This window comes from Ignavibacteria bacterium (genome assembly GCA_017303675.1).
Classification (GTDB): Bacteria; Bacteroidota; Ignavibacteria; order Tepidaquicellales; family OLB5; genus OLB5.
Genome location: JAFLBX010000001.1, coordinates 341,067 through 356,484 on the forward strand (window position 1 = coordinate 341,067; position 15,418 = coordinate 356,484).

At 36.1% G+C, this 15,418-nt stretch carries 17 protein-coding genes; 11 read left to right on the forward strand and 6 right to left on the reverse strand.

The window, feature by feature from the left end; genetic code table 11:
- Nucleotides 1-111 precede the first annotated feature (111 nt).
- The 6 genes from J0M37_01530 to J0M37_01555 all read right to left on the reverse strand — a co-directional run bounded on the left by J0M37_01530 (nucleotide 112) and on the right by J0M37_01555 (nucleotide 9,610).
- A complete protein-coding gene (locus J0M37_01530; GenBank protein MBN8583746.1) occupies nucleotides 112-555 on the reverse strand; it encodes a DUF421 domain-containing protein in 444 nt (147 codons plus the stop codon).
- Between the two features lie 155 nt (nucleotides 556-710).
- Nucleotides 711-1,223 carry a ferritin-like domain-containing protein gene (locus J0M37_01535; GenBank protein ID MBN8583747.1) on the reverse strand — a complete coding sequence of 171 codons (513 nt, stop codon included), beginning with the start codon at nucleotides 1,221-1,223 and terminating at the stop codon, nucleotides 711-713.
- A 66-nt stretch (nucleotides 1,224-1,289) separates the two neighbouring features.
- A complete protein-coding gene (locus J0M37_01540; GenBank protein ID MBN8583748.1) occupies nucleotides 1,290-1,943 on the reverse strand; it encodes a hypothetical protein in 654 nt (217 codons plus the stop codon).
- Between the two features lie 196 nt (nucleotides 1,944-2,139).
- Nucleotides 2,140-2,814 (reverse strand): DUF3347 domain-containing protein, encoded by a 675-nt coding sequence (locus J0M37_01545; protein ID MBN8583749.1) that lies wholly within the window; start codon nucleotides 2,812-2,814, stop codon nucleotides 2,140-2,142.
- A gap of 86 nt (nucleotides 2,815-2,900) precedes the next feature.
- Nucleotides 2,901-4,259: a sigma-54-dependent Fis family transcriptional regulator gene (locus J0M37_01550; protein ID MBN8583750.1), complete on the reverse strand. Its 1,359-nt coding sequence runs from the start codon at nucleotides 4,257-4,259 to the stop codon at nucleotides 2,901-2,903.
- Nucleotides 4,260-4,279: 20 nt separating this feature from the next.
- Nucleotides 4,280-9,610 carry a PAS domain S-box protein gene (locus J0M37_01555; GenBank protein ID MBN8583751.1) on the reverse strand — a complete coding sequence of 1,777 codons (5,331 nt, stop codon included), beginning with the start codon at nucleotides 9,608-9,610 and terminating at the stop codon, nucleotides 4,280-4,282.
- Between the two features lie 294 nt (nucleotides 9,611-9,904).
- On the opposite strand from J0M37_01555, the gene J0M37_01560 reads away from it, so the two are divergent.
- The 11 genes from J0M37_01560 (at nucleotide 9,905) to J0M37_01610 (ending at nucleotide 15,191) form a co-directional block, all read left to right on the forward strand.
- Nucleotides 9,905-10,312 carry a response regulator gene (locus J0M37_01560; protein MBN8583752.1) on the forward strand — a complete coding sequence of 136 codons (408 nt, stop codon included), beginning with the start codon at nucleotides 9,905-9,907 and terminating at the stop codon, nucleotides 10,310-10,312.
- Between the two features lie 53 nt (nucleotides 10,313-10,365).
- On the forward strand, nucleotides 10,366-10,989 hold the full coding sequence (locus J0M37_01565; protein ID MBN8583753.1) for an outer membrane beta-barrel protein: 624 nt from the start codon (nucleotides 10,366-10,368) through the stop codon (nucleotides 10,987-10,989).
- A gap of 87 nt (nucleotides 10,990-11,076) precedes the next feature.
- Nucleotides 11,077-11,706 carry a hypothetical protein gene (locus tag J0M37_01570; GenBank protein MBN8583754.1) on the forward strand — a complete coding sequence of 210 codons (630 nt, stop codon included), beginning with the start codon at nucleotides 11,077-11,079 and terminating at the stop codon, nucleotides 11,704-11,706.
- A gap of 2 nt (nucleotides 11,707-11,708) precedes the next feature.
- Complete coding sequence (locus tag J0M37_01575; protein ID MBN8583755.1) at nucleotides 11,709-12,122, forward strand: YtxH domain-containing protein; 414 nt, start codon at nucleotides 11,709-11,711, stop codon at nucleotides 12,120-12,122.
- An 11-nt stretch (nucleotides 12,123-12,133) separates the two neighbouring features.
- A complete protein-coding gene (locus tag J0M37_01580) occupies nucleotides 12,134-12,526 on the forward strand; it encodes a hypothetical protein (protein MBN8583756.1) in 393 nt (130 codons plus the stop codon).
- A gap of 174 nt (nucleotides 12,527-12,700) precedes the next feature.
- Complete coding sequence (locus tag J0M37_01585; GenBank protein ID MBN8583757.1) at nucleotides 12,701-12,838, forward strand: lmo0937 family membrane protein; 138 nt, start codon at nucleotides 12,701-12,703, stop codon at nucleotides 12,836-12,838.
- Nucleotides 12,839-12,842: 4 nt separating this feature from the next.
- The gene (locus J0M37_01590) at nucleotides 12,843-13,346 is read left to right on the forward strand and encodes a sigma-70 family RNA polymerase sigma factor (GenBank protein MBN8583758.1); all 504 of its coding nucleotides are present in this window, start codon (nucleotides 12,843-12,845) and stop codon (nucleotides 13,344-13,346) included.
- A 32-nt stretch (nucleotides 13,347-13,378) separates the two neighbouring features.
- Nucleotides 13,379-13,705, forward strand: coding sequence for a hypothetical protein (locus J0M37_01595; GenBank protein MBN8583759.1), 327 nt, complete (start codon nucleotides 13,379-13,381; stop codon nucleotides 13,703-13,705).
- A gap of 1 nt (nucleotide 13,706) precedes the next feature.
- Nucleotides 13,707-14,576 (forward strand): SDR family oxidoreductase, encoded by an 870-nt coding sequence (locus J0M37_01600; protein ID MBN8583760.1) that lies wholly within the window; start codon nucleotides 13,707-13,709, stop codon nucleotides 14,574-14,576.
- The gene (locus J0M37_01605; protein ID MBN8583761.1) at nucleotides 14,569-15,018 is read left to right on the forward strand and encodes a low affinity iron permease family protein; all 450 of its coding nucleotides are present in this window, start codon (nucleotides 14,569-14,571) and stop codon (nucleotides 15,016-15,018) included. The genes J0M37_01600 and J0M37_01605 overlap by 8 nt, the downstream gene beginning before the upstream one ends.
- On the forward strand, nucleotides 15,015-15,191 hold the full coding sequence (locus J0M37_01610) for a hypothetical protein (GenBank protein ID MBN8583762.1): 177 nt from the start codon (nucleotides 15,015-15,017) through the stop codon (nucleotides 15,189-15,191). Before J0M37_01605 ends, J0M37_01610 begins: the two co-directional genes overlap by 4 nt.
- Nucleotides 15,192-15,418 lie beyond the last annotated feature (227 nt).

Below are 15,418 nucleotides of genomic sequence, written 5' to 3' on the forward strand. Positions count from 1 at the left end.
ATGGACTTACGAGTACGATTATTGCTGCAAAAACATAAACCATTGTCAGAACATATACTATCAGATTTTTCATTTTCAGTTCCTCCTTAAATTCAGTTTATATTTAATAATTTATTTTTCAATAATGCTTATTCCGCCATCAGTTTCCAGTATGGCTTTTTCAACATTTTTTATATCTTTTATGCCATTTTGCCTTAATGCTTCATCAAGATCTTCCCTGGTTAAATTTTCCTTTTTCATTTTCTGTGAGTAAATCCTGCCGTTCCTTACAATCACAACCGGGTTCCCTTCCAGAAAACGTTTCATGAATTTTGATTTTAAAGCCAGCTTTTCTATAACGAAATTTGTAAATGTTAATGTAACAATGCATACAACAGCTGAAATAAAAGCGTTTTCCTGCGGTATCAAAGAGCCAATTGCTTCCCCTATTAAAATTATAAGCACTAAATCACCCAGTGAAAGCTCAGCCAGACCTTTTTTTCCAAGTATCCTAAGGCATGCTATGATCAGAATGTAAAGAGCAGCACTTCCACCGGCAACACCTAAAAATTCCATTATTTATTAATCTGGCTTATTTTAATATATTTCTGAATTACCAAAAAAGAGCACGTTTTAGCAAAAAAGAAAAATTAAGTATTATAAATACGGTCTGCTGTTTTACAGCAGACCGATGGGGTAAATTAATATTTGAATCTGATGAACATCTTATATTATTCTTCTTCAGTTTCAGCGGGTTCTAAAGCTTCAGCGTTCAGCTCTTCAGAAATTTCAGTTAATTTTTCATCAGCTGCACTTTCTTCCTGCTGAGTTTCTTCCAGTAATTTTTCTACATCTGTATATCCAAGTAACCTGGCATAGGTTTTTGCGCAGCCATAAGATGCAATTTCATAATGCTCCACTTTTTGGGCGGCAGCAATCAAAGCTACATCCCTTACTTCAGGTGTGCAGTCCTCTTCCATGATCTCCTTGCCTTCTTCTATCAATCCTTCCATTGCTTTACATTTTTTACCCGTTAAGGACCTGCCTGCGATCTTAGAAATCTTTTCAAGGCGCGCAACCTGATTTTCGGTTTCTTTTAAATGATCTTCAAACGCTGTTCGTAATTCTTCAGATGTTGCTGCTTTAGCCATTTTAGGTAGAGCTTTTGTAAGCTGTTTTTCTGCACTATAAAGATCTTTTAATTCTTCCAACAAAAAATCTTCCAGGGATTTCATTTTAGCCATTTTTTTATCTCCAATTAATTTTTGAACTCTCAATTTTAAATTGTTTCAGTTTTCTTAAATATTTGTTTAAAGCTGTTTTTCCTTTGCTCCTGTATTTCTTCTGTTCTGGTCATCGCGCTTTTTTTCGTCAGCAGTATGTGTGTAGTTATCTTTTTTAATGGTTCCACCAATGTTTTCACCCTGCTTCTTTTCATATGTTTCGGTTTTCGGCCTGTCTAATATTGAATCATCACGAGTATCATTTATCCTGGAGGCTTTATCTACATTCTGCTGCTTGCCCTGTTGATTAGTCCCCTGCCTGTTATCAGCCGGTTCATTATTTGCTTCATTCATTTTATCCTGCTGCCAATCAGCATCTTTGGTTTTAGGGTCAGTTGTCTTATCAAGTTCAAGCCTTTCAGTCCCATCTCCGCGTTTTTCCTTACTTGCGGATCCTTCTGTATTTTCAGGATCAAACCCTGTTTTGCGGCCTTTATTCTTATCTTCTTTTTGTGTTCCCTCCTGGCTTTCCGGAGCTTGTTTTAAACCTGTCTGCCCGGTATTTTCTTCAGGCTTTTCACCGTTTATTCCTGTAGTAATATCATCATTCTTTTTTTCAGGTGTAGGAAGGTCTACTTCCTGTGAACGGTCATTATTGGTTTCGGGATTTTTTTGATTCTGACCTTTATTATCATTATCATTTAGGTAATTTTGTTCGGATGGATTCTTAATCTGTGTCATAACGATTGCCCCTCTGTATCTTTAATTGAAATTTATATTGATTACTAAAATTATATTCAATTTCCGTGCCAAAAAAATATTGCAATTTTTAACGATTTAACGCTAATATTTTTCTGAAAAAGAATATTTATGACATTTATGACATAAAAAAAGCAGGCAAATTTGCCTGCTTTTGCAGTACTAAAACTTCTAATTCTTATTCAAATTTCCAGGAAGAAACTACCTTAATGCATTTATCATCTTTACCATTTGAAGTATCATTTCCTGAATACGGATTATCAAACTCTTTGGAATCAGTTAACCAATAAGTATTACCCGGCAAGGCTGCACAGGTTAATTTATATATTGTTCTCGTATCAAGTCCAAACTGTTTAACCATTGATTCCATTGATGCAGTAAGTTCAGAGAAACTTTTTCTCTGCGCTGATATTGAATTAGCAGCTGCAAGACTTGCTATAACTTTTTCAGAGGTAGATACCCAAAGTTTCCAGCTTTTATCCATATCGGCCGCCGGGGCATAAGAACCGGTTGTCATTAAAACTTTTTTCATGTCCTCGGCATTTTTTCTTACATCTGCCGTATCGTCATCTGCAAGTTCATCTTTTATATCTTCATATTTGTCAAAAATGTCATTAAGTGCAGAACGGAATTCTTTGCTTTTGAGGGTTGATCCGTTAACCGATTCAACAGGCGCACTGTTGAATATAGAATCATTGTTCAGTTTGGTATTTATGATGGTATCAAGCTCATGACCCAGCTTCTGTGAAGCAGAATCAATAGTTTGCTTCACTTCCTTTCTATCTTCTTTGGTACAGGAAATGATTGACAAGATTATTAAAACAAATGTTAAAAAGCCAAAATTTTTCAGCATTGTATAACCTCCTCTGATTAGTTAACAGAAAAGATTTATACAATCCTTATGCCAATTTTTATAAATTGCGGATATTGATTTGGTTTTTAACTGATACCCAGATTTTTAAGCTTTCTGTAGAATGTGCGTTCATTCATATTAAGCAGCTTGGCTGCTTTTGATTTGTTACCGCCTGATTCATCTAACGCACTTAAAATTGCATCCTTTTCAGCTTTTTTTGTAAGAGTTTCAAAAGTAGAGTTATCATTATTATCATTAACAGGTTCAAATACAGGTTTAGGGGCTACATCATCTGTAATACTTATTTTTTCCATTACACTGCCCGGTGTTAGCAATACAGCTCTGCGTATAGTATTTCGTAATTCCCTGACATTTCCGGGCCAGTGATGAGCTTTGATTTTTTTCATAACTTCCTCAGAAACGGAAGTAACTGATTTATTCAGCTCTTTATTGGCATCCTTGATAAAATGTTCAACCAGGTGTTCCAGGTCTCCGGTTCTGGCTCTCAAAGGAGGCAGATCAATATGAAACTCATTAAGCCTGTAATACAGATCTGCCCTGAATTTATTGTTATTAACAGCATCGGCAAGCTTAATATTTGTAGCAGTTAATATTCTTACATCAAGGCTTAAAGCTTTTTTACCGCCTATTCGTGTAATTTTTCTTTCCTGAATTGCCCTGAGTAGCTTTATCTGGTTAGAATCTGAAAGATTAGTTATTTCATCAAGGAAAATTGAGCCGCCGTTAGCCTGTTCAAATTTTCCTTCCCTCTGGGATTTTGCATCTGTAAAAGCTCCTTTTTCATGTCCAAAAAGCTCGCTCTCTATCAATGATTCAGGTATAGCGCCGCAATCTACGGCTATAAACGGTTTTCCTGCTCTTTCACTTGCTCTGTGGATCATGTTAGCAATAACTTCTTTTCCGGTGCCGCTTTCACCCTGTATCAGCACAGTTAAATTTGTCGGGGCAACAATTTTAACCTGGTCAAAAACTTCCTTCATCTCTGCGCTTGAGCCTATTATTCCTTCGCCTTTATATGAATCGTCCGTTCGTTTTCTTAAAATAGCAAGCTCTTTGTTCAGGTATTTTATTTCAAGCGCTTTACGCAGGGTGAGTATCATTCCATCATTATCAAATGGCTTGGTAAGATAGTCACTTGCCCCCTGTTTCATTGCTTCAACCGCATTTTTTATATCTCCAAAAGCTGTTAAAATAATAAACGGCAGCTCAGGATCTATTTTTTTGACTTCAGCAAGTATCTGCATTCCGTCCATTTTAGGCATTTTCATATCACATATAACCAGGTCGAACGATTTTGTTTTCAGAAGTTCGATAGCTTTCAACCCGTCTTCCACAGAAGTGGAGTCAAAGCCATTTTCCTCCAGAACGCTTTCAAGAGTATAGCGAAGTGATTCGTTATCATCAATTATTAAAATTTTTTCCATAATAAAAGGCTTACAGTTGATTAATTTTTAAAATTATTGACCGGTAGTTTTATTTCAACATGAGTTCCTTTACCGGGATGGCTGGTTATATTAAGAATACCATTATGTGATTTTATATATTGATATGCAAGACCCAGACCCAACCCGGTACCGGTTTCTTTGGTTGTAAAAAACGGTTCGAATATTTTATCAAGATTTTCAGGAGGAATTCCTTTTCCTGAATCAATTATATCAATAATAAGGATCCTGTTAACCTTATCTTCCCTTGCTTTAACTGAAATGTTGCCGCCCTCTTCGATAGCATCAATTGCATTTGAAATAAAATTCAGCATTGCATTTTCCAGCTTCACTTTATCTGCATGAAGAACCGGAAGATCAGCTGGTATATCTTTACTTAAAGCTATATGTTTATCCACACACCGGGCTTCTACGCTGTTCATAGTATTTTCAAGCAGTTCTGATGCAGGAAAATCATCATATACAAGGTCTTCAGGAGAAGCAAAGTTAAGAAGGTCTTTTATAATCTTATTGGCAATATCAGAATTGACCATAATATATTTAAGGTGTTTTTTCATCTTTTCATCTTCAATTTTTGATTTAGCGAGAAGCTGAGCCAGTGCGCTGATATTTGCCAGGGGATTTCGGATCTCATGTGCAATACCCGATGAAAACCTACCGAGCGCTGCTAATTTTTCATTATGTATCAGCTCTTTTTGGGCTTCAATAAGTTTAGCGTTGGTTTTTCTAAGCTCTTCTTCAACTAATTTTATTTCAGTGATATCCTGAACACTGCCGTATATTCTGACAGGTTTTTTGCGGCTGTCGAATTCGACCCTCAGATCCAGGCTCAGATATTTTAACCTGCCCGAAGGTGTAACAATCCGGTAGTCATGTTCAGCATTTTGGGGCATTTTTTCAAGGCTGCTTATAAGCTTATCCATTGAAGGCAGATCTTTATGGTAAATGAATTTTCTTATGTTTTCGTAACTTAAAGACTGGGATCCGGGCTCAAATTCATGAATTCTGTACATCTCGTCAGACCACTCGATATTCCCGGTTTTAAAATCAGCCTGCCAGCTGCCAAGTTTGGCAATACTTTGCGCTTCTTTAAGCTGTTTTTCGCTTTGTTTTACTTTTTCTTCGGCTTCTTTCATTTGGGTTACATCCATAAAAGTACCGACCATTCTAATGATCTTACCTGAAGTATCTTTTTCTATTTCACCCTGAGAATGTATGATCTTTACTTTGCCGGATGTACTTTTTATGTTCAAATAGTAATCAAATCTTCCGCTCCCTTCCATAGCTTTGCTGATCTCTTCCTCGCGGACCCTGCGGTTCTCTTCATCAAGAAGATCCAGATATACCTGCTGTGTGATCTCGGTATCACGGTCAATTTCAAAAATATTATACATTTCAGATGACCATTTTACTTTATCACTTAAGGTGTCCCATTCCCAGCTGCCCATTTTGGCAATTTCCTGCGCTTCTTTTAACCGTTTTTCACTTTCAACAAGATCCTGTTCAGCTTTTTTCCTTTCTGTGATATCGCGGGTAACTTTTACAAAACCTTTCAAAATATCGCCATCGTACAGAGGTGAAAAAATAATATCTGCCCAGAACATAGTTCCGTCTTTTCTTTTACGCCAGCCCTGGTTTTCGTATCTGCCCAGAAGGGCAGCTTTTTCAAGGTTGGCAGAAGGCAGCTGTTTTTCCAAATCTTCCGGAGTATAGAAGACACTTATATGTTTTCCGATTATTTCATCCCTTGAATATCCCTTAATATATTCTGCAGCTTTGTTCCAGCTTTTTACATTTCCGTTTTCATCCAGCAGAATTATTGCATAATCTTTGATATTTTCCATGATAAGCGAAAGGCGCTCCTCATTTTCCCGGATTTTCTGCTGCGCTTCAAAAATTTCGGTTATATCAAGGCACGTACCAACCAGCTTTGTAACATTACCATCATCATCAAGCCTGACGCCTCCGGATGAGCGCAGTACTTTAATTTTACCTGAAGGAGTAATAATCCTTTCATTAAACTCAAACGAACCTTTTTGTTTAAAGGCTTCTGATATTCTCTTTTTAATTTCTTCCCTGTCATCCGGATGCAGCCTGCTTAAAAAACTTTCATAAGTATGGTCAAAATCATCCCGGCTTATTTCATAAATATTATACATTTCATCAGACCATTTTACACTGTTTTCTTTTACGTTCCATTGCCAATTTCCCAGCTTTGCAATCGATTGAGCTTCAATCAATGTATTCCTGTTTTCGATAAGTTCATTTTCTATGGTTTTTCTTGATGAAATATCCCTTATCATGCCGGTAAAGTATATTTTTTCGTTCAGCTCCCATTTAGCAAGCGAAAGTTCAATAGGAAATTCAGTCCCATCTTTTCTTTTTCCCACAAGTTCAATAGTCTTGCCCAAAAGTTTTGAATTTCCGGTTTCTGAGACTCTTTTTAATCCGACCTTATGCTGATTAACATATTTATCCGGCATCAATAAAGTCAAATCATTGTTAATAAGTTCCTCATCTTTGTAGCCGAACATTCCCGATGTACTTGAGTTAACATAAATAATCTTACCATCAGAATCAGCCGTAATAATTGAGTCATTTGCAGTATCAGCAATAGCACTGAAATGTTTTTCACGTTCTTTTATTTCCCTGACAAATTCATTTTTCCTGATGACATTGCTGACTTCTGTTGAAATATTTACAATGCTATCCAGAACTTCCTTATCAAGGGTTTTCTCGAGGGAGTTGTAAAACTCCAATACACCAATAACTTCATTTATTCCAACCACAGGAACCCAAATCACAGTTTTTAGACCTATTTTAGTACAGAGCTCTGCACGCTTATATATATTGATGTCTTTCAGCTCAGAAATTTGTGTCCAAACCGGCTTCCGGTTTACAATTACATTTTCATATAATCCATGATCATTGCCAAAAGTAATTTCTTCAGTTAAAACCCTGAAGACATCGTATTCAGGCTTCAGGTCTTTATTCCAGATTCCCGAACTTTTAAGCAGGTTACCATCATAATTGAAATAGTGTCCAACATCCCATCCGGTATATTCGCATACTTTATCTATTGAATATTGTATACATGAATTATTATCGGTGAACCTGTTCGATTCAATTGCAACTTCGTTAATTAAGTTCAGAAGGCTGTATCTTTTTTCAAGTAAAGCGAGGTTGTTTTTTTCACTTGTGATATCCTGCACAATGCCAACAATAGCATCAACCTTACCATCCTCATCCCTTATTACTGAAGCAGAAAGATAAACATAAAACTCAGAACCGTCACTTCTTTTGTTTACAAGCTCCCCTTTCCATCCGTTCTTCAGTGCCTCAGAAAGTATCTCTTTCCTCTTTTCCTCGGTGATACTTTCTGTATAAAGTACAGGAATATTTTTATTGAGAATTTCACTTTCAAGGTAGCCATAAACTGATTCAAAGGCCGGGTTAACAAAAATGGTTCTGTTCTGCAGGTTGGTAATAAATACACATTCTTTAATACCGCGAAGCGCATGAGCGAAAAGCTTAAGCCTGCTTTGAACTTTTTCCTTGATTGCCATTTCATCAAGAAGCCTGTTCAGGGTATTGGCCAGCTCAACAGTTCTTTCATTCACCCTGGTTTCCAGCTCATCATATGCTATCTTCAGATTTTCCTCAGCTTTTTTCCTTTCCAGAAAATTTCCAACCTGGCTTCCGACAGATTCAAGAACTTCAAGTAAATCGCTTTTAGATGATAAACGGTTTTGGTTAAAGCATTCAATAACAGCTATAACCTTCTCGCCATCTTTGATTGGCACTGCAAAACCTGATGTCCAGCCTAGTTTTATCAATCCTTCTTTGCGGGGTAAATTATTATCTGCTTCAAGATCTTCGATCCATAAAGATTTTGCAGTTTGCCAGACTCTGCCCGGCAACCCTATACCTATTTGGAAAGTATATTTGTTATTAAAAACAGAGCTGTATTTTTTTGAGTCGTGCGGGTTATCGCTCCACATGGCTTTTTGAACTAGAATATCATTTTCAACAACCCAGGCGATCCCGAATTTCCAGTTAACCCCGGTGCAAATATTTTCAAGTACATTGCGCAATGCTTCTTCTGTCGATACGGCTTCGGTTAATGAATTAGATACAGAGTATTGAATTTTTAAGTAGCGTTCTGTTCTTTTTTTCTCGTGAATATCAATGGCAATACCTATGTAACCGGAAAATTCACCGCCAGTATACCGGGGGATACCCCGGCTTAATATCCACTTGTAATCACCATCTGCAGACTGCAGCCTGTATTCTATTTCAAATGGTTCCCTGCTTTCAAAATATGCAGAATAAGTACTGAGAACTTTTTCAAGGTCCTCCTGGTGAATTCCGTCAACCCACCCGTTGCCTGCTTCCTGGGCAAGGGTTCTGCCCCGGTAATCAAGCCAGCCCTTATTGAAGTATTCACATTTTTTATCAGTTCCTGCCAGCCAGATAAGAGCCGGTGCTGAATCAGCCATTTCCCTGAAGCGGCCTTCGCTTTCGCGAAGTGAGTTTTCAATTTTTATCCTGTTGTTGATTTCAGTTACCAGGCTTTCATTTGATGTTTTGAGCTCGGCAGTACGTTCTTCAACCTTATATTCAAGCTCATCATATGATTTAAAAAGAAGCCGGTCTGCTTCATTTTTATTCCTGATCATTTTGTTAAAAATGAAAAGAGATAGCCCCAAAACCATAAAAGCAAATAAACTGGTAATTATAATAAAGGTTTGGGTATCATTAAGATTTGTACTTGAGTTTTTTTGCCTAATATCAAGCAGCCTGAACTCTTCCGCTTTGATTTCTTCTGTAACAGTATTCAGTTTATCCAGGTCATCCTGTGCGATCATCGCAAGATTGGTTTGAGCAGGCAAAACCTTACCTTCTGCTTTAAAAAGTAATATTGATGAATCAAGAAGATTAGTTATGCTGAATGCAAGGGAATCCAGTTTTCGAATTTTATCTTTCAGCAGGGCATTATCTTTGATCAAATCATCCAGCTGCCGGATGGATTCGTTTAAACTGCTGCGCTGAATCTTATAATTTTCAAAATATTTCTCTTCTGCTTTAATAACATAGCTTCGCCTTTGTAAATGCAGATTTGACAATGCAAGCTTCACTTCATCTGTTTTCTGCAATACTTTATTAGTATGACCAACAAGCTCTACGTTAGCCTTATATAAGGATATGTTATTATAAGTAATTATGCTTAATATGATAAAACAAAGTAGAAAAATAAGAAATGCTGCCGGTATAAATTTTTCCAATGGCAGCCTGTCTGCAAATTTCCCGAATTTTTGCGGTTTTACTTCCAAATACTTTAATTTCCCCGAATTTTTACGACAATTTTGTCATAGACAATATGTTTATTATTTAAAATAACAACAAAAACCCCAAAAAAGATTTGGCACAGTAATTGTATTTCAGATAGGTACAAAAAGATACTAAAAACTAAACTAAATAAAAATGGAGGGAATAATGTTGGATTTAAGAATAGTTAAAGAAGATCTGGGATATTTAAGATTATTGATCGACCTGGCATCAATAGATTCGAAAGATAATAAAAAGAAAAATAAAAACTCACACGTTAATTAAAACATGAAAATATAATGAATATTCTGATATTAATAGTAGAAGATGACAAGTACATGAACGAAACACTCTGTGAAGTTCTGGAATCCGAAGGCTATAATGTTGAATCAGCACTAAGCGCACTAGATGCTATAAATAAAATAAAGCATAGTGAAAAAACATATCACTTGCTGATACTCGACTATAACCTGCAGTATCTCCAGGGAATAACAGGACTTGATATCTTTAAAATGGCAAAAGAGAACGATCCTGATGTAAAAGCTATAATGATCTCTGCATATGGCAAAGATAAGGAATTGAAAGAAAAAGCAAGAAGCACCGGTATTCAGGCTTTTATAGATAAACCTTTTCTTATAACAGATCTTATAGATACAGTTGATGATATATTAAGACATTCATCAGCACAGGAACCGGCAGCTAAATAAAAAACCGCAAATAATAAGCAGCGTGAAAAAAAAATAAAAAGGAGAATTATAAAATGAAAACTTTCAAAAATTTAACACACTTTGTAATTGTATTTTTAATAGCGTTTTCCGGAATAGTATACTCACAGGTAAAGAACACTCCTGTGAGCAATTCAAAAGTTAAAAAACAAAGCTTCCCGCAATTTTTTATTGCGCCTACAGGCGGTGCTATATTCCCGTTAACCAAAGATTTCAGGTCTGATTTTAAACCGGGCGGTGTTGTTGGACTTGATATGGGTTTAAAGATAAATAAAGAAGTAGGTCTTTACGGTAAATTCAATTACATGTTCATGTCATCCAAAAAGAGCGGAGCTCCTATTGGTCAATATATGGAATTTTCAGCGGGACCGAGATATTACTTTACTCATCCTAAACTGAAATCACAGGTATATTTTGAAGGCGGAGCAGGTGCATATTACTTCAAACAGAACAGCTATATAGATCCTATTGATGCAACTGTCACAGTTAACCAGGTATCACAGACCAATGCCGGTATTAATGGCGGTATAGGTGCAAGTTTATACCTTAGTGATGCAGTGAGCATTCTTGCAAAGACAAAATATCACAATGTGTTCACAAGAACAGGTTCAGTAGGATTTATGACAGTTAATGCCGGTCTTGAATTCACAATAAAATAAATAAATTAATAAATCATTTACTTAAGTTAAGCAGCAGGGCTATTTGTCCTGCTGCTATTATAAAAATCAAAATAAGGAAATACACAAATGAAACAATTAGCACTGATAATATTTTTATGTACTGCCGCAACATTATACATAGGCTGCAGTGAAGACGAAGACCCGATTACACCACCTTCTTCAGATACTTCGGTTGTAAACTACAATAATCTTATAATTTCAGAAAGAACGATACCTTTTGATGCAGCGCTGAGCGCGATTGATTTTTTTAACGGACAGATAGTACAGGATTCCAACAGATATAAAGATGCAAATCTGATAGATTCAATAGCTTTAGGTGATTCAGTTTATTATTTCCGTTCAGGTGACCAGTCTGATTTTCCTTCATCTGTACCTGGGTACAGAACAAGGTTTAAGCTTGTGATGCTGCAGGCTTCACAGACACAGTTCGATACTATGAAAGTAATACCTGATACCGATACTTCTTTAACTGAAAATGACTTTACTTCTGATAACACAGAATCCTTCAGAGCGCCGCTGCTGTTCAATACAGTTTATGCATTCTACCTGAAGGGTAAGTATGACGATAATGTAACTCCTTACCGGGTTTTTGGTCTGCTTTACCTCGATGAAGCTTACAATGAATCAACCGGTTTTAAACTAAGGTTTGATGTTAAGATTAATAAAGAAGGCAGAAATAACTTCAGATCACAATAAAAATGAACTATAAAGAGGAGAATAATTCTAAAATGGAAAACAGGACATCATCATCAAAAGGATTTTTGCTTGGCCTTCTGGCAGGCGGAGCAATCGGAAGCATTACAGCACTGCTGTATGCACCTAAAAGCGGAAGAGAGCTGAGGAAGGACATCGGCAATAAAAGCCGTGAAGTTGTAAAAGGAACAGAACAGTATATAGATTCTGCGAAAACCAGGGCAGCAAATATAATTTCTGACGGAAGGAAAAAAGCAGAAAGCCTGATTAGTGATGCCAGGAAAAAAGCAGATCAGCTTACAAAAGGAACTGAAAAGCTTTATACCCAGGGCAAGGAATATATAACCGATGAAGCAATAAAAATTAAAGATGCTGTTAAAGCCGGGGTTGATACTTATAATGAAGAGAGAAGGAAATAAGGTATAACCCAGTGGAAATACTGAATATCATAAGAATAGTAATAGAAATAATAATGTTTGCCGGAATTTTTACCGCAAGTATTTACATACTTGTATACCTGAAGAAATTCAACAGCAGCATTGATACCATTAACTCAAAGATCGAAGGTATTGGAAATGATATTAAACCTGTTCTTAATGATATCAGTATTCTCACAGGAAAGATCAATAATATATCTGATAAAGCAGTAAAAATAAGCGGAGATGTTGAAAATATCAGCGGCATTGTAGTACGCAAAACAGAAGAAGCAGAAATTTACATTGATGAAATCAGGGATTCTGTTTTAAATAAAGCAAGAAACATTTTGAACATAATAAATGCAGTAACCAAGGGTGTTGGATCTTTTTATAAAAAACTAAATTAAGCAGCCATGATAATAAATAAAAATACAGAACTGTTTAACGAACCAATAGAGGTTGAAGAAGAAGATAATGATGAAATATATAAGTGGCTCAGTATTCTTCTTCTGTTAATCTGGATATTTTCAATGTTTATACTATAAACTTATTTTAAAAATTAATTTACGGGGGTAAATTAAATGCTTTGGACCATATTTATTCTTTTGATAATTCTGTGGGTCCTGGGAATAGTTTCAAACTTCCTGGGAGGTTACATACACATTTTGCTTGTGATCGCATTTATAGTAATAATATTAAGCTTATTGAAAAGGAAATAAAAAAATGAGAAATATTATATCAACCAAAGATACACTGTTTATGAATGAAATCTATATTCATCATAAGTATTTCCTGAATATTGCAAGAAAAATGACAATGAATGAATTTGATGCGGAAAACCTGCTTCAGGATACATTTATCAGGGCATACAGGTTCCTGGACTCATTTGAGCCCGGCACCAATTCAAAAGCATGGATATTCAGAATAATGAAAAACCTGTTCATTAATTTTAACAGGAAAAAACAGGCGCATCCCTGCTACAGTCTTGACACAATAGTAAATGAACCGCACACTCCAGCCGAAGAAATTACTCTAAGGTATTTTGAGATAGTAAACATTATTGAAAAGATAAAAGATGATTACCGCCAGGTTATAATATTATTCCATCTTGAAGAATTTTCACTTATTGAAATTTCCAAAAAACTGAACTGGCCGCTTGGCACAGTTAAAAGCAGGCTCCACAGAGCGCGTAAAGAGTTCAGAAAAGTTTTCGAAGAAACAATATAAACTGCTAATTTAAACCACAGGAGGCAGCGGGTATGGAAAAAGTAGGGAATCAGCTATTTATAGAAGGCGAAAACAATAACCTGTTCATATATTTCCATCTGCAGGATTTCAAGGTGCACAGAGCCTCTGAAATACTGCACCGGTATATAGATAATTTCAGGGAACACGACATAGAAAAGATAAGTATTTCCTTTTGTGATAAAGGAGTACCGGGTGAACATTTAAGCAACTTCAGGAAGACAAATAACCGGGCAATTGCAAAAATCTTAAAAGGGATCAAATGTATCTCTGCATGTTTCCATTATAAAGAAAACAAATTAACCATCAATAAGCCTAGAGCACTTACAAAACTTAACTGATATGCAGAAGAGCTCTAAAAAAAGGAAAACCAGGAAAGCCGCTTCTCAACAGAAACAGCCCGGGCTAGAATACTTAATGGAGCCAAAACCGAAGTTCGCTTCAATTAAATACAAACCCTCGGGTAAGCTTTCAGGTAAAACAGCAATCATTACCGGGGGAGACAGCGGTATAGGAAGAGCGGTTGCTGTGGCATTTGCACGAGAAGGATGCAATACCGCTATCGTATATCTAAATGAAATAAAAGACGCTGAGTTTACACAAAATAAAATAAAAGAAATTAACGGGAACTGCATTCTGATAAAAGGTGATATTTCATCGGAATCCTTTTGTAAAAAAGCAGTTAACGAGTGTATAAAAAATTTTGGTTCCCTGGATATAATTGTAAATAATGCTGCAGTACAGTATCCGCAGGATGATATCACAAAGATCACTTCCCGCCAGCTTGAAAAAACATTCAGGGTCAATATTTTTTCACAGTTTTATATGGTGAAAGCCGGATTAAAACATTTAAAGAAAAATTCATCAATAATAAATACAACTTCCGTAACCGCATACAGAGGCAGCGGTCATTTAATTGATTATTCTGCAACAAAAGGAGCAATAGTAACATTTACAAGATCTCTTTCAGCAAATCTTGCAAAACGCGGGATAAGAGTTAACGGCGTAGCACCCGGCCCAATCTGGACACCCCTAATACCGGCAACATTTCCTCCTAAGGACGTCGCTACATTCGGTACAGATGTCCCTTTGGGCAGGGCGGGGCAGCCTGAAGAGACTGCCCCCTGCTACGTTTTTTTAGCCTCCGATGATTCTTCATATATCACAGGTCAGATTTTACATCCAAATGGCGGAGAAATTGTTAATGGCTAAAAAAAAGGACACTGATATATTTGAAAAATTATCAATTGTTCTAACCAGATTTTCAGGCAGTACCCCGGCATTTATTATCAGTATTTCCCTTATCGGTGTTTGGATTATCAGCGGTCCGTTCTTTGGATTTTCTGAAACGTGGCAGCTTATAATAAATACAGGCACTACTATTATTACATTTATAATGGTGTTTATTATACAAAGAACACAAAATAAAGATTCAGCAGCAATTCATTTAAAGCTCAATGAGCTTTTAGCTTCATCAAAAGATGCCAGCAACAGAATGGTGGATATTGAAGATATAAGCGAAGCAGAATTGGAAACACTCCACCGCCACTACAGAAAACTTGCAGTATTGTTTGAGAAAGAAAAAAATCTAAAAGTATCGCATTCCATAGAAGAAGCTGAAAATAGACACCAAAGAAAGGTAACAAAAAAATGAAAAATCCAAAATCAGTGCTTTATCTTTCAATTATGTTCGCCGTTTTGATTGTAATTCTTCCGGGATGTGAATTTATCGGTGATGTTTTCAAGGCCGGCATCTGGGTTGGAATTATTATCATCATAGCCATCCTTGCAGTTATAGCATTTATAGTAAAGATGTTCAAAGATTAAAATATTGAAGGGACATTTACATAAACCGAAAGAACCTTTTTTAAAGATAAATGTATTAATTCTTAAAGCATCATTGATGCATTAAGAAGAACTTTGATTATTGCAAAAGTAAAGGCTGCTAACCTAATTTTTATTCTAATATATTGAAAATATATGTGCTTGTTAAGTAATATCTATATGACATTTTTGTCATATGTCGCTTAATTTCGGCACTTTTTTACCCTAAA